Origin of the sequence: Jiangella sp. DSM 45060 (genome assembly GCF_900105175.1) — a bacterium.
Taxonomy (GTDB): Bacteria; Actinomycetota; Actinomycetes; order Jiangellales; family Jiangellaceae; genus Jiangella.
The window spans coordinates 2,068,621-2,088,665 of sequence record NZ_LT629771.1 but is presented as its reverse complement, the minus strand read 5'-3'; the positions used below and the strand labels follow the sequence as shown (position 1 = coordinate 2,088,665).

General features: G+C 74.4%; 19 protein-coding genes. 7 read left to right on the top strand and 12 right to left on the bottom strand.

The genetic code is table 11. The features are described 5' to 3' along the window. Window positions 1-4: 4 nt before the first annotated feature. Window positions 5-2,812 (bottom strand): BTAD domain-containing putative transcriptional regulator, encoded by a 2,808-nt coding sequence (locus BLU82_RS09360; RefSeq protein ID WP_092618900.1) that lies wholly within the window; start codon window positions 2,810-2,812, stop codon window positions 5-7. A gap of 132 nt (window positions 2,813-2,944) precedes the next feature. Between BLU82_RS09360 and BLU82_RS34065 the strand changes: the two genes are divergently transcribed. The 3 genes from BLU82_RS34065 (at window position 2,945) to BLU82_RS09345 (ending at window position 6,196) form a co-directional block, all read left to right on the top strand. Continuing rightward, window positions 2,945-3,385 (top strand): hypothetical protein, encoded by a 441-nt coding sequence (locus BLU82_RS34065; RefSeq protein WP_157740752.1) that lies wholly within the window; start codon window positions 2,945-2,947, stop codon window positions 3,383-3,385. A gap of 101 nt (window positions 3,386-3,486) precedes the next feature. Then, window positions 3,487-4,911 (top strand): MFS transporter, encoded by a 1,425-nt coding sequence (locus tag BLU82_RS09350; protein WP_092618894.1) that lies wholly within the window; start codon window positions 3,487-3,489, stop codon window positions 4,909-4,911. A gap of 76 nt (window positions 4,912-4,987) precedes the next feature. After that, window positions 4,988-6,196 (top strand): MFS transporter, encoded by a 1,209-nt coding sequence (locus BLU82_RS09345; RefSeq protein WP_092618891.1) that lies wholly within the window; start codon window positions 4,988-4,990, stop codon window positions 6,194-6,196. Between the two features lie 235 nt (window positions 6,197-6,431). On the opposite strand, the gene BLU82_RS35060 is transcribed toward BLU82_RS09345, so the two are convergent. The 5 genes from BLU82_RS35060 to ykgO all read right to left on the bottom strand — a co-directional run bounded on the left by BLU82_RS35060 (window position 6,432) and on the right by ykgO (window position 9,268). Beyond that, window positions 6,432-7,802 (bottom strand): F510_1955 family glycosylhydrolase, encoded by a 1,371-nt coding sequence (locus tag BLU82_RS35060; RefSeq protein WP_197682834.1) that lies wholly within the window; start codon window positions 7,800-7,802, stop codon window positions 6,432-6,434. A 61-nt stretch (window positions 7,803-7,863) separates the two neighbouring features. Next, entirely contained in the window at window positions 7,864-8,271 is a 408-nt protein-coding gene (locus BLU82_RS09335) for a DUF6153 family protein (protein ID WP_197682833.1), read from the bottom strand. Between the two features lie 55 nt (window positions 8,272-8,326). Next, complete coding sequence (locus BLU82_RS09330; protein ID WP_092618888.1) at window positions 8,327-8,923, bottom strand: DUF1707 domain-containing protein; 597 nt, start codon at window positions 8,921-8,923, stop codon at window positions 8,327-8,329. A 26-nt stretch (window positions 8,924-8,949) separates the two neighbouring features. Further along, entirely contained in the window at window positions 8,950-9,114 is a 165-nt protein-coding gene (gene rpmG / locus BLU82_RS09325; protein WP_092618885.1) for a 50S ribosomal protein L33, read from the bottom strand. A gap of 31 nt (window positions 9,115-9,145) precedes the next feature. After that, on the bottom strand, window positions 9,146-9,268 hold the full coding sequence (gene ykgO, locus BLU82_RS09320; protein WP_092618882.1) for a type B 50S ribosomal protein L36: 123 nt from the start codon (window positions 9,266-9,268) through the stop codon (window positions 9,146-9,148). A gap of 229 nt (window positions 9,269-9,497) precedes the next feature. Between ykgO and BLU82_RS09315 the strand changes: the two genes are divergently transcribed. Beyond that, on the top strand, window positions 9,498-10,904 hold the full coding sequence (locus tag BLU82_RS09315) for a PKD domain-containing protein (protein WP_157740750.1): 1,407 nt from the start codon (window positions 9,498-9,500) through the stop codon (window positions 10,902-10,904). Here BLU82_RS09315 and BLU82_RS09310 read toward each other — a convergent pair. The 3 genes from BLU82_RS09310 to BLU82_RS09300 all read right to left on the bottom strand — a co-directional run bounded on the left by BLU82_RS09310 (window position 10,877) and on the right by BLU82_RS09300 (window position 13,274). Further along, a complete protein-coding gene (locus tag BLU82_RS09310; RefSeq protein WP_172885562.1) occupies window positions 10,877-12,262 on the bottom strand; it encodes an asparagine synthetase B in 1,386 nt (461 codons plus the stop codon). The genes BLU82_RS09315 and BLU82_RS09310 overlap by 28 nt on opposite strands. 5 nt (window positions 12,263-12,267) lie before the next feature. Then, window positions 12,268-12,627 carry a hypothetical protein gene (locus BLU82_RS09305; protein WP_092618873.1) on the bottom strand — a complete coding sequence of 120 codons (360 nt, stop codon included), beginning with the start codon at window positions 12,625-12,627 and terminating at the stop codon, window positions 12,268-12,270. An 86-nt stretch (window positions 12,628-12,713) separates the two neighbouring features. Then, window positions 12,714-13,274, bottom strand: coding sequence for an NADPH-dependent FMN reductase (locus BLU82_RS09300; RefSeq protein WP_092618870.1), 561 nt, complete (start codon window positions 13,272-13,274; stop codon window positions 12,714-12,716). 114 nt (window positions 13,275-13,388) lie between these two features. Here BLU82_RS09300 and BLU82_RS09295 point away from each other — a divergent pair, with 114 nt between their 5' ends. After that, window positions 13,389-14,312, top strand: coding sequence for an AraC family transcriptional regulator (locus BLU82_RS09295; protein WP_092618867.1), 924 nt, complete (start codon window positions 13,389-13,391; stop codon window positions 14,310-14,312). Here BLU82_RS09295 and BLU82_RS09290 read toward each other — a convergent pair. Next, entirely contained in the window at window positions 14,254-14,847 is a 594-nt protein-coding gene (locus tag BLU82_RS09290; RefSeq protein ID WP_092618864.1) for an NADPH-dependent FMN reductase, read from the bottom strand. The two genes, BLU82_RS09295 and BLU82_RS09290, sit on opposite strands and share 59 nt — an antisense overlap. Window positions 14,848-15,086: 239 nt before the next feature. Here BLU82_RS09290 and thrS point away from each other — a divergent pair, with 239 nt between their 5' ends. Next, on the top strand, window positions 15,087-16,298 hold the full coding sequence (gene thrS / locus BLU82_RS09285) for a threonine--tRNA ligase (protein WP_092618861.1): 1,212 nt from the start codon (window positions 15,087-15,089) through the stop codon (window positions 16,296-16,298). A gap of 510 nt (window positions 16,299-16,808) precedes the next feature. On the opposite strand, the gene BLU82_RS09280 is transcribed toward thrS, so the two are convergent. Continuing rightward, the gene (locus BLU82_RS09280) at window positions 16,809-17,399 is read right to left on the bottom strand and encodes a TetR/AcrR family transcriptional regulator (protein ID WP_092618858.1); all 591 of its coding nucleotides are present in this window, start codon (window positions 17,397-17,399) and stop codon (window positions 16,809-16,811) included. Between the two features lie 85 nt (window positions 17,400-17,484). Between BLU82_RS09280 and BLU82_RS09275 the strand changes: the two genes are divergently transcribed. Then, on the top strand, window positions 17,485-18,924 hold the full coding sequence (locus BLU82_RS09275; protein WP_092618855.1) for an MFS transporter: 1,440 nt from the start codon (window positions 17,485-17,487) through the stop codon (window positions 18,922-18,924). Window positions 18,925-19,054: 130 nt separating this feature from the next. On the opposite strand, the gene BLU82_RS09270 is transcribed toward BLU82_RS09275, so the two are convergent. Beyond that, window positions 19,055-19,921, bottom strand: a complete 867-nt coding sequence (locus BLU82_RS09270; RefSeq protein ID WP_157740748.1) for a sigma-70 family RNA polymerase sigma factor — start codon at window positions 19,919-19,921, stop codon at window positions 19,055-19,057. Window positions 19,922-20,045 lie beyond the last annotated feature (124 nt).

Genomic DNA, 20,045 nt, shown 5'->3' with positions numbered 1-20,045 from the left:
CGGCTCACTGACCCACCTCGCGGGGCCGGAGCTGCCGCAGCACCCGCGGCATCTCCGGCCTCAGCTGGCGCATCAGCTCGGTCGCCTCCGCGCGATCCAGCAGCCCGATGCCGACGAGCACCTCGGCCGAACCGGACCACCGCGCCCGGGCGTCGTCCGGACGCCCCAGCCGCTGCAGCAGGTCGCCGGCGACCCAGCCGGCCAGTGCCTCGTCGGAGCGCTGCTCGTCGGCGCGGAACAGCACGATGGCCTGCTCGATGAGGTCGAGGGCGTCCTGTGGCCGGCCGGCATCGCGCAGCACCTCGGCGAGCCGGCCGAGGGCGATCGCGTGGACGCGGCGCCCCGGCCGCAGCGACAACGCACGCTCCAGCGCCGCCTCGGCCTCCTGGAACCGTCGGTCCAGCCGGAGACAACCACCGAGGACGCTCCAGGCGAGTGCCGGCAGATCGGGGTCGCCGGTGGCCGTCAGCCGATCGACCGCCTGCCGTGCGTAGTCGACCGCGTCGGCCGCCCGGCCGTGCCGCCCCATCGCTCCGGCGACGGCCAGCAGCGCGCGCCCCTCTTCCTCCGGGTCGGACAACTCCCGGGCCGCCTGCCAGGCGCGCAGCCGCTCCGACACGATCTCGCTGTCGCCGAGCACCCCGAGGCCCTCGTTGACGTCGTGCCGCACCTGCGCCGCCAGGACCGCAGCCAGACGCCCGTCCGCGCCGTCCAGCACCAGGCGGCCGAGCTCGATGCTGTCGCGGATGCGGCCGGCCCCGCCGAGCGGGTGGGCCAGCGCGACCGACAGGCCCGCGACCAGCGCCGGGCCGTCGTCGAGGCCGAGCCCGCGCCGGGCGGCGGCCAGGATGCCGCGCGACTCCCCCCGCACCCAGGCGGCGGCCGCCTCGGGGGTGTCCAGCTCGGCCGGCGGCCAGGACGCGGTCTCCGCGACCCCCGCGGTGTAGCGCGACTCCGGCCACGCCCCGACCAGACGGGCGGCCCGGCGCGCCGTCCCGAGGTAGTGGTGCAGCAGCCGGCGTAGCGCCGCGGCGGTGTCCTCGGGCTCGAGCAGCTGTCCGGCCTGTTCGGCGGCGACGAGCCGGACGAGGTCGTGCACCGAACAGCGCCCGTCGCCGCCGGCCCGGACCAGCTGGACGTCGACCAGGTGGTCGAGCGCCGCGCGGGCATCCTCGGCCGGCAGCCCGGACAGCGCCGCGGCCATGGCGACGGTGACGTCCGCCTCGACCAGCCCGAGGAGGGCGAAGACCCGGGCCGGCTCCGGCGGCAGCGACTGCACGGACACCAGGCAGCTGCTCCGGACGGCGAGATCGTCGTGCTGCAACTCGTCCAGCCGGCGGTGCTGGTCGGCGAGGCGGCTGCGGAGATCCGTCAGGGACCAGTCGGCCCGGGAGACCAGCCGCGCGCCGGCGATGCGCAGCGCCAGCGGCAATCCCCCGCAGGCCGCGGCGATGGCCGCGCCGGCCGCGGCGTCGGCGCCGATCCGGCCGGCCCCGGCCAGCTCGGACAGCACCGTCAGCGACTCGGCCGGAGACAGCGTGCCGAGCGGCAGCTGCCGCGCGTGCAGCACGGCGAGCGGCCTGCGGCTGGTGATGATCACGGCGGCGGGCGACGCGCTGCCGGGCAGCAACGGGCGGACCTGGTCGGCCGCGGCCGCGTTGTCGAGGAGGATCAACGCCCGGCGTCCGGCCAGCATCGTCCGGAGCAACGCGGCGGACCGTCCGAGGTCGTCCGGGATCTCGCGTTCCCGCACCCCCAGGCCGCGGAGCAGCCGGATGACCGCGTCGTCGGGCGGCACCGGAACCGCCCCGGGCGTCGCGCCGTGCAGGTCGAGATAGAGCCGCCCGTCCGGGAAGTCGCCCGAGCAGGCGTAGGCGGCGCGGACGGCGAGCGCGGACTTCCCGATGCCGCCCGGGCCGCTGATCGCGATCACCCGTGCCCCGCCGGCCGGCCGTAGCCACATGCTCAGCTGATCGAGCTCCTGGACCCGGGCGGTGAAGGCGGGGTCCAATGGCGGCAGTTCCTCCGGCACGGGCACGCGGCCGTCCCCGCCCGTCACCTCGACGGGGTCGCCGCCGAGGATCGCGGCCTGGAGGTCGCGCAGCTCCGGCCCGGGCTCGAGGCCGGCCTCGGCGATCAGGACCGACCGGGCCCGCCCGTAGGTCTCCAGGGCTTCGGCCGTCCGGCCGCTGTGATGCAGGGCGAGCATCAGCTGCGCCCAGGGCCGCTGCCGCAGCGGATCGCGGGCGATCACCGCGCGCGCGTCGGCCGCCGCCTCGGCCGGGCGGCCGAGCCGCAGCAGGGTGTCGATGCGGTGCTCGACGACGGCCTGACGGCGCTCGCCCAGCCGGTCCGCCTCGGTCCGGATCGTCGCGGTGTCGGCGACGTCGGCGTAGGCATCGGGCCCCCGCCAGTAGGCCAGCGCGTCGCTGAACAGCCCCAGCGCCGCCTCGGCGTCGCCGTCGGCCAGCGCCGACTCGCCGCGGCCGGCCGCCTCCTCGAAGAGCTGGTCGTCCGACGCCGCGCCCTCGACGACGAGCTGGTACCCGTCATGACGATGCAGGATCAGCTCCGCGCCGAGGAGCCGCCGCAGGTAGTGCACGTAGCCCTGCAGGTTCGCCCTGGCCGACGCAGGCGGTTCGGCGCCCCAGAGCTCCTCGATGAGGCGATCGACGGACACCCGGGTGTTGCGGTGACACAGCAGCGTCGCCAGGAGCAGCCGCCGCTTCGCGGAGGTCACCGGTCCCGGCGCGATCGACAGCGGCCCGAGGACCCTGAAGACCACACCGTCGCGCGCTCGCATCGCCTCCATCCGGATGTTCTAGCAGGGCGCCACCTGGAACGTCGCCGGCGGCGTCGGCGGGCTTGGTAGCGGTCTGGGCGCGGACGTGGCCGTAGCCGGTGAGCGCCTCGGCGGCCAGGGCGCGGCCGAGGTGGGCGGTCGGTGAACTGCGCGAACTGGACCGCGGGGTCGCCGCTCGCCATGTCGCCCAGCGTGGCGGCCCGGATCGCGTTCATCCGGCGCACGGACTGCTCGAGCGCCCGCTGGCAGATCGCGGAGACCGGCACTCCGGTCGCCTTCACGGCATTCGGCGCCGGCTGGGAGTGGGGCATGGTAGGTCGAGGACTCCGACCTGAAGAACGGCCCGGGCCACCACAGCGGCAGCGCCGACGCCGTCTACGTCGACGAGCTGGACGACGCGCCGGACGGCACGCCGACGGCAACAAGATCGCGATCTCCGACACCTGGGTCGTCGACCCCTTGCCGGGCGAGCCTGACGACACCGAGCCGGCCGAGCTGCGCATCACGCTGACGACCTGCTGGCCGCGGCACGGGTCGTCAGCGGGCAGGTACGCGACCGGCGTGCTCGTCGAGGAGCGGTGACCGCCATCGCCGGGGCGCGTGGCGACCCTCACACCATCAGGTACCCCCCTAGGGTATAGACTCCGATTCCTTGGATACCCCCTACCGGTAAGGAGTACCTGATGTCCTCCATGTCTCCACCAGCGACCTCGCGTCGCTGGCTCGCTCTCGCGCTGATCGCCACGGCGCAGTTCGTGGTGATCATGGACACGTCGATCATCGGCGTCGCGCTGCCCGAGATCCAGGCCGATCTGGGCTTCAGCCAGGGCGACCTGTCGTGGGTGTTCAACGCGTACGTGGTCGCGTTCGGGGGGTTGTTGCTGCTGGGCGGCCGCCTGTCGGACCTGTTCGGCGCACGGCGGCTGTTCGGGATCGGCTGGGCCGTGCTGCTGGCCGGATCGGTCGTGGCCGGGGCGGCGGACTCCGTCGCCGTCGAGCTGACCGGGCGGGCGGTGCAGGGCGCGGGCGCCGCGCTGATCGCGCCGGCCGCGTTGACGCTGCTCATGATGCTGTTCGGCGCGGAGCCGCGCGAGCTGACGAAGGCGCTGGCCATCTACGGCGCGGCGGCGCCGGCGGGCGGCACCGCGGGGGTGTTCCTCGGCGGCGTCATCACCGAGTACGTCAGCTGGCCCTGGGTGTTCTACGTCAATGTGCCGATCGCGATCATCGCGCTGGTGGCGGCGCCCGCGCTGATGCCGTCCGGCGGTGCCGGCGCCCGCGGCGGCGTCGACCTGCTGGGTGCGCTGACGGTGACCGCGGGCCTCGGTGCCGCGGTGTACGCGATCGTCCGCGCGCCAGAGGTGGGCTGGGCCGCGGCGTCGACGTGGCTGTGGCTGACGGGAGCGGTCGTCCTGCTCGGCGTGTTCGTCGCGATCCAGGCGGCCCGCCGTGAGCCGCTGATGCGGTTGTCGATCTTCCGGACGCCGAACCTGGGCGCCGCGAACCTCGCCCAGGTGCTGCTCGGCGGCGCGTGGATCCCGATGTGGTTCTTCCTGAACCTGTACCTGCAACAGGTCCTCGGCTACAGCGCGTTCCCCAGCGGCGCGGCGCTGATCCCGATGACCGCGCTGATCATGATCGGGATGATCGGGCTCGCGCCGCGCGCGATCGGCCGGTTCGGGCCGAAGGCGATGATCGTGACGGGGCTCGCGATCCTCGCCGCGGGCATGGCGTGGCTGTCGCTGATCCGCCCGGACGGCTCGTTCTGGGTGGACGTGCTGCCGGCGTCGCTGCTCGCCGCGCTCGGCATGTCGCTGGCCTTCATCCCGTCGCTGGGCACGGCGATCTCGTCGGCTCGGCCGGAGGAGAGCGGCCTGGCCTCGGGCATCGTCAACACCAGCTACCAGATCGGCTCAGCGCTCGGCCTGGCCGCGATGACGGCGGTCGCGTCGGCCTTCGGCGCGGACCGGCTGGGCGACCTGGACGCGCTGACGGACGGCTTCTCGGCCGCGTTCCTCGGCGCCGCCGGCATCGCGCTCGCGGGTGCGCTGCTCGCCGCCGTGACGTTGCGGTCGCGGCAGCCCGCCCCGGCCGGCCAGGCCGGCTGACGGGTATCGGCCGGGCGTCGCCCCTCCATTGACGTGGGCGGCGCCCGGCCGTGCGCCGTCCCCGTACGCTGAGCCGATGCGTCTTGGTGACCGGTTCTGGCGCTTCTGGGCGGCGGCGACCCTGGCGAATCTCGGCGACGGCATCCGGATGGCGGCGTTCCCGCTGCTGGCCGCGTCGCTGACGGACGACGCCTTCGCCGTGGCGGCGGTGGGCGCGGCGGCGGCGCTGCCGTGGCTGGTCACCGGGCTGGCCGCCGGGTCGCTGGCGGACCGTCGCAGCCCCCGCACGCTGCTCGCCGCGGCCGACCTGGGCCGCATCGTGGTGTTGCTCGGGCTGGTGGCGGCGCTGCTGACGGACACCGCGACGCTGCCGCTGGTCGCCGTCGCCGCGTTCGCGCTGGGCGTCGCCGAGACCGTCCGCGACACCGCCGCCCAGACCGTCGTGCCGCGCCTGGTGCCGTCGGAACTGCTGGAGCGGGCCAACGGGCGGCTGGTCGCGGGCGAGGTGGCCGGCAACGAGTTCGCCGGGCCGCTGATCGGGGCCGCGCTGTTCGCGACCGGGGTCGCGCTGCCGTTCGCGGCCAACAGCGCGACGCTGGCGATCGCCGTCCTGCTGGTGCTGTCGCTGCCCGCGTCGGTGCTGTCCGCGACCGCCCGGCGCGACGAGGCCGGCGCCCCCGCGGTGGCCGACGGGGTGCGGGCCGGGCTCGGCTGGCTGGCCCGGCAGCCGGTGCTGCGCGGGCTGCTGGGCGCGGCCGCGCTGGTGATGCTCGCCGACGCCGCCTGGTTCGCGGTGTTCGTGCTCTACGTCGACGCGCGGCTGAGTGCGGGCGCGCTCGGGTTCGGCGCGTTCCTCGCGATCGGGGCGGCCGGCGGGCTGGCCGGTGCGCTGCTCGCCGACCGGTTCATCGCGGGGCGGCGGCACCGGGCCGTCCTGCTGGGCAGCATCGCCGTCACCGCCGTGACACCGGTCCTGTTGCTGGCCGCGCCGTCGACCTGGGCGGCGGTCATCGTCGTGGTCGCGACCAGCGGCGGGTTCGGCGTGCTCAACGTCGCGGCCGTGTCGGTGCGGCAGCGGCTGACGCCGCCGGGGCTGCTCGGACGGGTGACCGCGGCCTGGCGGACGGTGGTGTTCGGCGCCGGCGCGGTCGGCGCGCTGGGCGGCGGCGCGGTGGCGTCGTGGCAGGGCCTGCAGGCGCCGTTCGTGCTGAGCGCCGTCCTGGGCGTGGTGGCCGTGGCGCTGTGGTGGTCGGCCGGACGTGGCCGTGGCCCGCTGATCGCCTAGCGTCCGCCTGCCGCCGTCTGCTCGCCCGCCGTTCGCCGTCCCACAGTGCGCCGCTTTCGCTTCGTCGCCGGGTATGGTCCCCGCCCGGCTGGGAGGGAGTCCCACCCTACGGGCGGGCACCGACAGACTCGCGCGCGGCGAACGTCCGCCCGCGCCGGCGCCCGCCCGACGTCCACCCGGCGCCCGGGACCGCCCGGGGCCCGGAGGGACGCACCCTCCGGACCCCGGCGGCCGGTCAGGCCCAGGTGTACAGCTCGGTGAACGTGTCGCCGCCGTCGGCGGAGACCACGATCGAGTCCTCGAGCGCCGCGTACACCGCGCCGTCGGCCCCGACGGTGATCGCCTGCGGCCGCTCCCCCAGCGCGCTACGCTGGTGCCACGTCGTCCCGCCGTCGGGGCTGTGCTGCACGGTGCCGTCGGGCGTGACGCCGTACAGCTCGGCCGTGCGCGGCCAGTCGGCCAGGAACAGCACCGGCGCGCCGTCGAGCGGGCCGAACGTCCGGCCGCCGTCGGCGCTGATCCGCGGCCCGTCCTCGGTGGTGATGAGCAGCGTCTGGTCGTCGTCGGGGTGGACGGTGAGGTCGGCCAGCCCGACCTGCCCGAGCCGCTCCCACGTCGTCCGGTCCGTGCTCGACAGCAGCTCGCCGGTGCCGCTGCTCCAGCCGTAGACCATCGACCCCTTGGCGTCGAGAGCGTGGAAGTCGACCTCGCCGGACAGCGACCGGCCGACCCAGCTCGCCCCGCCGTCGGCGCTCTCCAGCAGGCCGAGGTCGCCGGGCAGGTCGGTGCGGCTGTTCGGGTGGCCGCTGGCGAGGAACTCCCCGGCGCCGGTCATGGTGAAGCCCATGAAGTCGTGGTCGTCCGGCCCGGCGAGCGCCGCGGCGCCGGCCGCGCTGATCTCGTACAGGCCCTCGTGGGTGGCGACGTAGAGCAGCCCGGCGTCCGCGCCGAGGCCGTGGATGTGGCTGAACGCGGGCGCCGCGGCAGCACCGTCCGCGGCACCGGCCGCACCCGCACCGCCACCGAGCATCGTCTCCATCTGCGCGATCTCGGCCTCCTGGGCGTCGACGACGGCCTGGGCCAGCGCCAGCGCCTCGGCGTCGGCGCCCTCGGCCAGCTCGGCCTCGGCCATCGCGATGGCGCCGCGGTGGTGCTCGATCATCATCTCCAGCCACAGGCGCTCGAACTCCGCGCCGGTGGCGGCGCCGAGCGCGTCCATGTCCTCGGCCGACATCATGCCGTCGGCGGAGCCGCCGCCGTGGCCGTCGTGTCCGCCGCCGGAGCTCGGCGAGGGGTCCTCGCCCCAGCGCTCCAGCATGGCTGTGAGCTGGTCGATCTCGGGCTGCTGGACGGCCTCGACGGCGGCAGCCAGGTCGGTCAGCTCGGCGCTGACGCCGTCGGACGGGACCAGCCGGGCCATCTCGATGGCCTGGGCGTGGTGCTCGATCATCTGCCGGGCGAAGTCGGCGTCGGCCCCGTTGGCGGACGCCGGCGCGGTCGCCGAGGCCTCAGCGCCCGGGTCGTCGGAGTCGCCGCCGCAACCGGCGAGCAACAGGCCGGCCACCGCGATTCCGGCGGCGGGCAGGGTGAAGCGCGTGCGAACCATCGTGTCCTCTCAGAACTGTGCGTGAGCATGCGAACGTGCAGGTCGGGCTGGGCCAGACCTGCTATGTCCGCAACACGCACAGGGACACCAGGAGCGCGGAGCCGTGCGGCCGGGGCGGCGGCCGGGCCGGAGCCGGTGGCGTCAGCAGCGCGCCGGGCCGCAGCAGCGACGTCCACCGTCGCGGGCCGAGCAGCAGCCAGCCGGCCAGCATCAATGCGGCGGCGGTCAGCACAGCCAGGCACAGGTGGAACAGCCCATGCCCGGCGCCGTCGTCGCCGGACGCCGCGCCGTGATCGCTCGGCGCGGCGTGGCCGGCCGGTGCGGCCGCGTCCACGGCCGTGACCTGCGCTTCCGCGCGCCCGTCGCCCGCGCCGGCGAGATGGTGCATCGCGACGAGGCCGAGGGCCAGGACGGCGACGAGCAGCAGCCGCAGCGCCAGCTGCCGCGGTGTCCGCCGTCGGGTCCTCACGCCCCCACGATAAACACGTGCCGGCGGCGCCGTGCGGATACCCCTCCCCTGTATCTCAGCCGCGTGTCTGGAGCGCCTTGCGCAGCTGACGGCGGCGGCGCCAGCCCGGCCGCCGCACGCTGACGCTGCCCATGCTCACCGTGCCGCCCACCCGGACGACGGCACGCGGGTCGGCCGGCGCCGCCACCTTGACGTCGACGCCGCAGAACCGGGTCTCGACGTCGACGTCGGCGGCGATGTCCTCGGGCACGACGAGCAGCAGCGACGACGCCGACAGCTCGACGTCGACCTGGCAGCCGCCGCCGGCGAACGTGGCCTCGGTGAAGTCGAGCAGCACCGACGACATCGACGCGTTGACGGTGATGCGCTCGGGCACCACCCAGTGGCCGGTGCGCTGCACGGGCGAGCCCTGCGCCCGGATGACCATCGGCTCGGCGGCCGGACGTGCGGCGACGCCGTCGCCGAGATCGTCGACGACGGCGTCGAGGTCGCTCCGTGTGCGCGCGGCCAGGGCCGAGCCGAGGCGGTCGTCCAGCTCGTCGAGGCCCAGCCGGCCGTCGGCGGCGGCCGCCCGGATGCGCTCGGCCACCTGCTCGCGCTCGGCGTCGGAGACGCGCTGCAACGCGCGGCGGGCGGCGTCGTCATCGGCCATGCCGCGATCCTACGACCGGCCGGCGGTCAGCGCTCCTCGCGGAACTCCACGTGCCGCTTCGCGACCGGGTCGTACTTGCGCAGCACCATGCGGTCGGGGTGGTTGCGGCGGTTCTTTCGGGTCACGTACGTGAACCCGGTGCCCGCCGTCGAGCGGAGCTTGACGACGGGGCGCAGTTCGGTGCGGGCCATCGGGATCCTTTCCGAGAGTCGGTGGACGGCGTCAGCCCTGGCGGGCCTTCAGCCTCGGGTCCTGCCGGTTGATGACGAACAGCCGCCCGCGCCGCCGGACGACCTGCGAGCCGGGCTGGTTCTTCAGCGACCTGAGCGAGTTGCGGACCTTCATCGCGACACCCTTCCTGACGAGAACGATTTTCATAACGCAGGAGGTCGCCCCGATGTTCCGGCCGGCACACCATTACGACGATTCCAGCACCCGACCCCCCTCGTCGTCGGGCACTCCCCACCACGCGGCGACATTTCATAAATGTTGCGCACATTGAAACCTTCGTTTCGTTTGAGCTACGGTGATCGCTCGATGCCGGGCCCGCAGCCCACCAGAACGGAGCGCCCTCGTGAGCACTCGCCACGTCACCGTCCATGGAGCCTGGCCGGTTCAATTCGACCTGGACCTCGACGAGACCGTGCGCCTGGACGCACCGAACGGTTCCGTGCGCGTCGTTCTCCGAGCCGTCGATCACGACACCGCACCGGACTTCTGGACGGGTGAGTCGCCGGACCAGGCGATCCGGGTCGCCGCTCGCGTGTCAGTGGAGCTCGACGGCGAGCCGGTCGTCCTCACCTGCCGGCCGGGACAGCTGCCTACGACTGCCGGCCCGGTCCGGCTCTACGTCGAGACCACCCGCGACTGGGCCACGTCGCCGACCCAGGCCCGGCCGATCGCCGGCGTCGACCGCGCGGTGCGGTTCTCCGCCGTGCCGGCCGGCCGGACCTGGGGACCGGACGACCTCGTGTTCCCGATCGGGAACTACCGCTGGCGCAGCAGCAGCTACCAGAACACCTGGGGATCGCTCGTCCCGTTCAACGCGTACTACTACCACCGCGGCGAGGACCTCGGCGCCGTACCCGACCGGCTGCCGGTCCTCGCAGTCGCCGACGCAACCGTGCTGAAGGCACCCGAGCCCGGGCGGCCGGCCGAGAGCAACCCCGTCTTCCTGGACGTCGGCGACGGGGTCGTCGTGCGGTACGCGCACATGAACGTCGACTCGATCCGGCCCGGCGTCCGGCCGGGCCGGCGGCTTGATCGCGGGGCGCCCGTCGGGCTGACCGGAGAGACACACTTCGGCCGCCGGTTCCAGCACGACGACCCGCACCTGCACGTCGACCTGTACCGCGACGGCGCACCGATCAGCCCGTACCCGATGTACGTGGAGTCGTACTTCCGCAGCTATCCCGACCCCGTGCTGGCCATGGCCGGCGGGTACGGCTACACCGTGCCGGGCCGGCCACACCGTCTGGACGCGACGCGCTCCACCGCGCGGCCGGGCGAGAAGATCGTCGGCCACGAGTGGCGACTGCACGACGGCCGGGTCGTCGACGGCCCGCTCGCCGACGTCGTCTATGACGCACCCGGGCTCTACGCCGAGGAGCTGGTCGTGCGCGCCGCGGACGGTTCCGAGGACCGCGACGCGATCTCCGTCGTCGTCTACGAGCCGGTGCGGCGAGCCGACGTCGCCCGTGGCTGGGTGCACTACAGCCCGGCACGCGACGTCCGCCCGGGCACGCCGGTGGAGTTCTGGAGCCGCTTCCGCGACGTGCACGACACCGCCATCGACTTCGGCGACGGGACGTCGGCCGACATCGGCCCCGATGACGAGGTGACCCACGCATACGACGCTCCCGGCCTCTACGTCGCGACCGTCACGGGCGCCGGCGTCCGCGGCGAGCACGTCAGCGTGAAGGTGCGGATCCGGGTCCAGCCGCTCGCCGCGGCTCAGTCGAGCAGCAGCTCGGGCTCGTAGAGATCCAGCCAGTGGTAGAGGTCAAGAGCACGATCCAGCCCGAACCGCAGGCTCGGAGACTCCTCGGGGATCGGCGCCTGGACGGCCCACTCGAGCCAGCCCTGGTCGACGATCGCGAACACGGGACTGTACGGGTCGGCCAGGATCTCCTTGCCCTGATCCTGCAACGCCGCCGCGTAGCGCGCGTCCATCGTGAGCGGGTAGCCGCGCTTGGAGCGCTGCGCCACCGACTCGGGGATCACGTCGAGGACCGCGTGCCGCAACACGCTCTTCTCCCGGCCGTCGAAGGTCTTCAACGACCACGGTACGTTGTACATGTACTCGACCAGTTCGCGATCGCAGTACGGGACGCGGACGTTCAGCCCGGTCAGGCGGGCGATCCGGTCGCGGCGGTCCAGCACCACCCGGGTGTGCCAGCACAGGTCGAGGTAGTTGACCTCACGCATGCGCCGTTCGAGCGCATCGGCGCCGGGGAGGTGCTCGACCTCCGCGACGGCCCGCTCGTACTCCTCGCGCCGATGCTGCGGGAGGTCCAGCGCCTTGCGCACGTCAGGACGCAGCGACGCGGCCCAGAACTCGCACGCATTCGTCTCCTGCCATGCGATCGTCCGCGCCTCGAGGGCTCGTTGCTGCAACGACGGGGGGAAGCCGAACACGGCGTCGGCGCAGTCACCGGTCAGCACCGCGTCGAACGACCGGTGGATCTCAGTGAACGCCAGGTAGAGCGAGATGTCGCCGTCGCCCCAGCTCATCGGGCCGCCGCGGGCGACGATCATCTTGCGCCGCAGGTCCGGCGCGGCCAATTGGCGCCAGCCGAACTCCAGCCGGCGATGGTCCGAGCCGACCAGCCGGGCGACATCGCGCGCGAACGGCGCGTCCATGGCTCCGCCGGCGGGGTCGGCGAAGTCGACCGAGAAGGTGTGCAGCGTCTCGGCGCCGTCCAGCTGGGTGGCTGCGATGCCGACCATCGCGCTGGAGTCCAGCCCGCCGGACAGCATGATGCAGGGCGCCATGTCCGACAGCTGCTGGCGCAGGACGGTGGTGAGTCGCTCGCGGACGTGCGCGACGGTGGCCTGCCGGTCGTCGGTGTGGGTGCGGGTGGCCAGCCGCCAGTACGGGCGTGACCGGACGCCGTCCGCGGTGACCGTGACTGTGCCGCCCGGCTCGACCTGGAAGAGGTTCCGCCACGGTGACGTGTGCCGCGGCGTCGTGAAGGTGAAGATGTCGCGCATCGACTTCAGGTCGACCTGGCGCCGGACCCGGTCGTGGGAGAACAGCGCCGACGGGTCAGAGCCGAACACGACGCCGTCGTCGAGCGGGTAGTAGTACAGCGCCTCCACGCCGAACCGGTCTCGCACCAGGGTCAGCCGTTGGTCCCGCTCGTCCCAGATGGCGATGCGAAGATGCCGTCGAGCCGCTCCGGCATCGACTCGCCCCACGCCAGGTGGTTGTGCAGGACCAGATCGGCGTCGTCATCGGTCACCGAACGGCTGCGCTGCCGCAATGTCTCGCCCAGAGGTCCACGGTTCTGCAGCTGGCCGCTCAGCCCCACCGCGACGACGCCGCCAGGGGTCCGGAGCGAACGGATCGACCGCGGGCGCGCCGCGAGCGCCAGCCGCGGCGTCACCCAGGAATCGGTGTCTTCGCCGGCCAGGCGCATGATCGCGGCCGGCTCCTCGGTCAGGTCGGTTCCGTACGACAACCACCCCACGATGCTGCCCATGGCCCACATCGTCCAGTCGCCACTCACCTGGCAGGAGGAGGACGATTACGCCGGACGGAACGACGGAGAACGGCCCGCCGGCGCGGTCAGGCGGCGCGCAGCGGTGCGAGCGCGTCAGCCCAGGCGAGGAGTTCGTCGAGCATCGTCGCCGCCAGCGCCACCTGCCGCTCCCGCGGCACCGGCCGCACGAAGTCGGCGAAGTCGTCGTACAACGACAGCGTCACCTGGCCGCGGACGTCGGCGATGCGCAGCATGGCCATGACGCCGCGCAGGTGCTCGACCGCGCGCACGCCGCCGTCGGCGCCGTAGCCGACGAACCCGGCCGCCTTGTCGTGCCACTCGGCGTAGACGAGGTCGATGGCGGTCTTGAGCACGCCCGGGTAGGACCGGTTGTACTCGGGCGTCACGAAGACGAACCCGTCGAACGACGCGACCGTCTCGGCCAGCCGATGGGTGTGCGGACGCGTGTACTGCCCGGTCGACGCGGGCAGCGGCTCGTCGAGGTGCGGGAGGTCGAAGTCGGCGAGGTCGACCAGTTCGTACTCGGCGTCGCCGCGCTGTTTTGCGAGGTCGAGCAGCCACTGGGCGACGGCGGGGCCGACGCGGTCCGGCCGGGTGCTGCCGATGATGATCGCGATGCGTGTCATGGCTACGACGCTAGGGACGGCAGCCGGCCGCGGCCATGGGTGGTCGTCTCGCCGTCCTGCGCGATCGTCTCGCGGCCGGCCTGTGAGCGAGACGATCGCCGTAGGGTGAGTGACGTGGACCCGTTGAGCCAGGTCGTCGCCGTCATGCGCACCGGACGGCCGCGGTCGTTCCTGCTGCGCGCGGCCGGCACGTGGGGCTGGCGGTACCCGCAGGTGCGCGGCGCGGCCTTCCACGTCGTGCTGCAGGGGTCGGGCTGGCTGCGGCCGGAGTCCGGCGACCCGGTCGCGCTGAGCGCCGGCGACGTCGTCCTGTTCCCGCACGGCACCGGCCACGGGCTGGCCGCGTCGCCGTCGACACCGCTGGTGGAGCTGTGCGAGGGCGATCCCGGGCACCGGGTGCTCACGGCGGGGGTCACGACGGCGACGCCTGAGCTCGTCGTGCTGTGCGGCCAGTACCTCGTCGACCACGACCGCCCGCACCCCATGCTGACCTCGCTGCCCGACGTCGTCCTGCTGCCGAACCGGCTGGGCCGGCACCCGTCGCTGCGCGCGGCCGTCGACCTGCTCGGTCGTGAGGTCGACGCGCCGGCCGCCGGATCCGACGCCGTCGTGCCGGCGCTGCTCGACGCGCTGCTGCTGTACGTGCTGCGGGCCTGGTTCAGCGACGAGACCTGCGCCGGGGCGCACGACGGCGGGTGGGGCACGGCGCTGACCGACGGTTCGGTCGCGGCCGCGCTGGCCGCCATGCACGAGAGCCCGGAGCGGCCGTGGACGGTCGAGTCGCTGGGCGCGGTGGCCGGACTGTCCCGGGCCGCGTTCGCCCGCCGGTTCAGCGCGCTGGTCGGCAGCGCCCCGCTGACGTACCTGACGTGGTGGCGCATGACGACGGCGGCGCGGCTGCTGGCCGAGACCGACCTCCCCGTCGGCGCCGTCGCCCGGCGGGTCGGCTACACGTCGGAGTTCGCGTTCGCGGCCGCGTTCAAGCGCGAGTACGCCCGGCCGCCGGGCCGGTATCGCAGCGAGCGGACGGCCGCCTGAGCTCGGTCACCGCGGCCGCCACCAGCCCGGCGTGCCGCCGCGTCCACGCGTCGGCCAGCGCCGCGACGTCGGCCAGCTCGGTCTCGTCGACGACGAACGACGCGACGGGCAGCGCGGCGCCGAGGCTGTCGAGGACGGGGCGCAGCTGACGGTCGGCGGCGTGCCGCTCGGCCGGGTCGCGCGACAGCGTCACCGGGACGACGACGGTGCCGGCGAGCGCGGCGTCGGGCAGGCGGTCGAGGAACAACTTGAGCACCCCGGTGAACGACGCGCGACTGACCGGCGTCGCCAGCACCACGACGTCGGCCGTCAGGACGGCGTCGACCAGCTCCGCGACCCCGGCCGACGGCACGCCGGCGAGGTCGGGCACGTGCGCCGTCAGGTCGACGACGTCGCGCCAGACCGGCGGCCGCGGCAGCCGGCCGGCCAGCTCGACGGCGAACGCCGCCGCGACCGCCCGGATGCGCGACGACGGCGCCGTCCCCGCCGTCAGCACCACCAGGTCGACGGGGCGATCGTGCTGCTCAGCCGGCATGGTGGCCTCCTCGGTCGGGGTCGGCTCGATTATCCTACCAATTCAGTAGGATTCGGTGGAGGGGCGGAAATCCAGGCGCGGACGCCGTCCGCCGGATGCTACCTTCGGCGGCATGCAGCGCGCCTACGCGACGACGACGCCGGACACCGTCCCGGCGCGCTGACTCCTGTTCGACCGCCCGGGGCGAGTGCCCCGGGCGCGCCGCCGCGGTCACTCGTCCCCCTTCCCAGGGAGACCACATGCCCGACCACCGCAAACTCGGCCGCGAGCTGGAGCTGTTCGGCTCCGACCCGCTCATCGGCGCCGGCCTGCCGTACTGGCTGCCCGCCGGCGCCGCCGTCCGCCACGCGCTCGAGGAGTACGTCCACGCCATCGAGCGGCGAGCCGGCTACCAGCACGTCCACTCCCCCGCCCTCGGCAAGCGCGAGCTGTACGAGCTCTCCGGCCACTGGTCGCACTACCGCGACGACATGTTCCCGCCGATGCCCGTCGGCGGGGAGGAACTCGTGCTGCGGCCGAGCCTCTGCCCGCACCACGCGCTCATCTACCGCTCCCGCGGGCGGTCCTATCGGGAGCTGCCATTGCGGCTGGCCGAGCTCGGCGGCATGTACCGCTCCGAGCCGTCCGGCGTGCTCGGCGGCATGACCCGGGTGCGGTCCATCCAGCTCAACGACGCGCACGTCTTCTGCCCGGTCTCGTCGGCCGCGGAGGAGGCGGCCGCCGCGCTGGCACTGATCCGCTCCGCCCACGCGGCGATGGGGATCGAGCCCGTGCGGGTGCGACTCTCGCTGCCCGACGCCGGCGGCAAGTACGCGGGCGCGCCGCCTGACTGGGAGCGGTCGGCGGCGCTGCTGGTCGAGGCGCTGTCCGCGGCCGGCCTGTCGCACGAGGCCGAGGAGGGCGAGGCGGCGTTCTACGGCCCCAAGGTCGACGTGCAGATCGCCGACGCCGCCGGGCGCGAGTCGACCCTGTCGACCGTCCAGATCGACTTCCACCAGCCGGCCCGCTTCGACCTCGGCTACGTCGGCGCCGACGGTGGCCGGCACCGGCCGGTCATGGTGCACCGGAGCATCATCGGCAGCCTGGAACGGGCGGTCGCGCAGCTGATCGAGGTGCACGGCGGCGCGTTCCCGCCGTGGCTGGCACCCGTGCAGGTGGTGCTGGTGCCGGTCGGGCCGGAGCAGGACGCGTTCGCGCGCGGCCTAGCCGCCCGGTGCTTGGACGCCGGGCTGCGCGTGTCGGTCGCCGGGGCGGACGAGGGCAGCGTCGGCGCACGCATCCACGCCGCCCGCCTCGCCCCGTACGTCGTGGTGGCCGGCGCACGGGAGGTCGCGGCGGACGCGGTGGCGCTGCGCCTTCGGGACGGCCGTCAGCTCGAGCCGATGCCCTCCGCCGAGGCCGTCAGCCGCCTCTCCGCCCGCGCGTCGGCCTACGTGCCCGACCTCTGGTGACGGCGAGGGCTGGCGACCGGGCGATGCGCCGGTAGCGGGCCGGCGTATCGCCCGGTCACGTGCCGGCGTATCGCCCGGTGACGGGCCTGCGCGTGGCCCCGGTCGCGGGCCTGCGCGGCCCAGTGGCGGGCCTGCGCGTCGCCGGCGGCGAGCCGGCAGGTGGCCGGTGGTTCGCCGCGACGTTGTCGGTGCCCGCCCATAGGGTGGGCCCCACCCGGGCCGGGAGGGGTCCAGCCACCCCGCCACGCCCGCACGACACGACACGCCGCCGAGACACCAGGCCGCCGACGCACACTCGACGCCGGGCACGCGGCTGGTTCGCAGCGACGTTGTCGGCGCCCGCCCATAGGGTGGGCCCCACCCGGGCCGGGAGGGGTCCAGCCACCCCGCCACGCACGCACGACACGCAACCGAGACACCACGCCGCCGACGCACACTCGAGGCGCGGCAGGCGGTACCCGACCAGGCCGTAGGGGCCTCGCCGATCCCCCGGCGCGCTGACGACGACCGTCAGCCGGGGACGGGGCGGCCGGGCGGGGTGAAGGCGGCCAGCAACGTGGCGGTGATCGCGTCGGCCGCGGCCTCAGGAGCCAGCCGGCCGGCGCCGATCTCGTCGGCCGCGCCGTGGACGACCGTGTAGAAGACCGCCACCAGCCAGTCCGCCGTCAGGTCGAACCGGAACACACCGGCGGCCCGGCCACGCTCGAGCAGCGACCGCACGCGGCGCATCGGGTTCTCGTGCAGTTCGCGGATCCGCTCCGGCGGCAACGCCCGCTGCGCCGCGACCAGCAGCATCCGCGACTCGTCGATCACCTTCCAGCTCGACGCCACCAGCCGGGCCAGCGCCTCGCGCGCGTCGCCGGTGAGGTCGACGGCGTCGAGGGCTTCGTGCGCGCGGGTCACCGCCCGGACGAACGCCGCGTCGAGCAGTTCGGTGCGCGACCCGAAATGGCCGTAGAGCGTCACCCGCCCCACCCCGGCGGCCGCGGCGATGTCCGAGACGCTCGCGTCCGGATCGCGGGCCAGACAGGCCGCCGCGGCATCCAGGATCGCGGCGACGTTGCGCTGGGCGTCGGCGCGCTTGCCCGTCGTGACCGGCATCCGTACTCCCGTCTTGTCGAACACCTCTGTTCGAGTTAGTGTACGGTGCACAAGTCAAACAGCTGTGTTCATGTTAGGGGTAGGGATGACCGCGAATCCGTCCGCCGCCGGTCGGTGGCGGCTGTTGGCGCTGCTCGGCGTGGCCCAGTTCATGCTGGTGCTCGACGTGACGGTGGTGGCGGTGGCGCTGCCCGACATCGGCGCCGAGCTGTCGCTGTCGCGCACCGCGCTGACCTGGGTCGTCTCGGCGTACACGCTGATGTTCGGCGGGTTGCTGCTGCTCGGCGGCCGGCTCGCCGACCTCTTCGGCGCACACCGCACCGTGCTCGCCGGCCTGACGCTGTTCACGGCGGCGTCGCTGGTCAGCGGGCTGGCGTGGAACGCGGAGTCGCTGATCGGCGGCCGCATCGTCCAGGGCGTCGGCGCCGCGCTGCTCTCGCCGGCCGCGCTGTCCATCGTCGCGACGACGTTCCACGGGGCGGAGCGCAACCGCGCCCTCGGCGTCTGGGCCGCCCTCGGCGGCGCGGGGTCGGCGGCCGGCGTGCTGGTCGGCGGACTGTTGACGGCCGGACCCGGCTGGTCGTGGATCTTCTATGTGAACGTGCCGGTCGGCATCGTGCTGGTCGTGCTGCTGACGCGGCTGCTCGCCACGGTGGGTGCCCACGGCAGCGCCCACCCCGCGCACGACGACGCGCGGCAGCGGCGGCTGGACGTGCCGGGAGCGGTGCTGGTGACGTCGGCGACGGCGGCGCTGATCTACGGCCTGGTCAACGCGGGCGACGACGGGTGGACGGGGTCGTCGGCGGTGGTGCCGGTGGTGGCGGCGGTGGTGCTGTACGTCGTCTTCGTGCTGCTGCAGCGCCGGCTGAAGGCTCCGCTCGTCGACCCGCGGATCCTGACCCGGCGGCCGGTGCTGACCGGCGTGGTGCTCATGCTGGTGGCGACCGGGCTGCTGATCTCGTCGTTCTTCCTCGGCTCGTTCTACCTGCAGCACGTGCGCGGCCACGGCGCGCTGATCACGGGGTTGCTGTTCCTCCCGGTGGCGGTAGCGGTCGCGGCGGGAGCGCACCTCGGCGGGCAGGCGGTCGGCCGGGTGGGGCCGCGGCTGGTGGCGGTGATGGCGCTGACGATCGCCGCCGGCGGGCTCGCGCTGGCGTCCGTCGCCACGACGCGCGACGGCGGGAGCGTGGACACGGCGCTGCTGGTGACCGGCATGAGCATCGCCACGGCCGGCCTCGGCGGCGGGTTCGTCACTGCCACCACGACCGCGCTCGCGCACGTCGACCACCACGAGGCCGGGCTCACGTCCGGGCTGGTGAACACGTTCCACGAGTTCGGCGGCGCGCTGGGTGTGGCGCTGGCGTCGAGCATCGCCGCGGCCGACCTCGCGCCCGGCGCGACCGGCACCGACGGGTTCACGGGCGCGTTCGCGGCCGGCGCCGGCGCCGCCGTGGTGGCGGGCGTGGTCGCGTGGCTGCTGGTACCGGCCGGCAAGCCGGCGATGACTGGCATGCCGGTGCACTGACCCGCCGGGAACGGCCGGGCCACGACCCGCCGGGAACGGCCGGGCCACGGCCCGCCGGGAACAGCCGGCCACGGCCCGCCCAGAGCAAGCGCGGCCGGCGACCCGGGCGGAGTCCGGAGCCGCGCGCGACCTAGTGGCCGGGTCCGGCGCCGACCGGCTCGGGCTCCAGTTCACCGATGGTCGTGCGCAGCCGCCGCAGGATGCGGATCAGCAGCCGCGACACCTGCATCTGCGTGACGCCGAGCTCGTCGCCGATCTCCTGCTGGGTGAGGCCGCGGAAGTAGCGCAGGTAGAGCACGCGCCCGTCGCGCGGCGAGAGGCTGCGGCAGGCGGCGGCGAGGGTGGCGACGGCCTCGGTGCGGGCGTAGCCGCCCTCGGGCTCGCCGAGGAGGTCGCCGAGGGTGGCGCCGTCGCTGCCGGGGTCGGTGGTGGGGTGGTCGAGGGAGACGGCGGCGTAGCACTCGGCGGCGCGGCCCGCCTCGAGCACGTCGGGGAGGTCGGCGCCGAGGTGGGCGGCCAGCTCGGCGGGCGTCGGGAGGGTGCCGCGCGACTGCGACAGCTCGTCGGCCGCCGCGGCCATCGACGCGCGGAGTTCCTGGACGCGGCGGGGCGGGCGGACGGACCAGCCGTGGTCGCGGAAGTACCGCTTCACCTCGCCGACGATGGTGGGGACGGCGAAGGAGAGGAAGTCGTCGCCGCGGTCGGCGTCGAAGCGCTGGGCGGCGGCGACGAGTCCGGCGCTGGCGACCTGGTGCAGGTCCTCGGCGTCGATGCCGCGCCCCGCGTAGCGGCGGCTGATCGCCTCGGCCAGCCCGAGGTTCCGGACGACGACGTCGTCGAGGGCGCGCTGGCGAGCGCGGCCGGACAGCCGGGCGGCCCGGCGGAGGAGGTCGTTGGTGAGGTCGTCGTGCTCGCGTCGCGCCCGCAATCGGTCTTGCCGGTCGGGACGCAGCCGCGCGTGGCCGGGGGACGGATTGGACGAGGTTCGAGTCGGCATGCGCACACCCCTTCGCTGACGAAGCAGGTGGCACGCTGTTTGACCACGGGCTCCCGGGCCGGGCGACGAGACGGACCCGGCCGTTGTGAGAATTCCATCTCCTCGCATTTCCCGGCCGATGTCA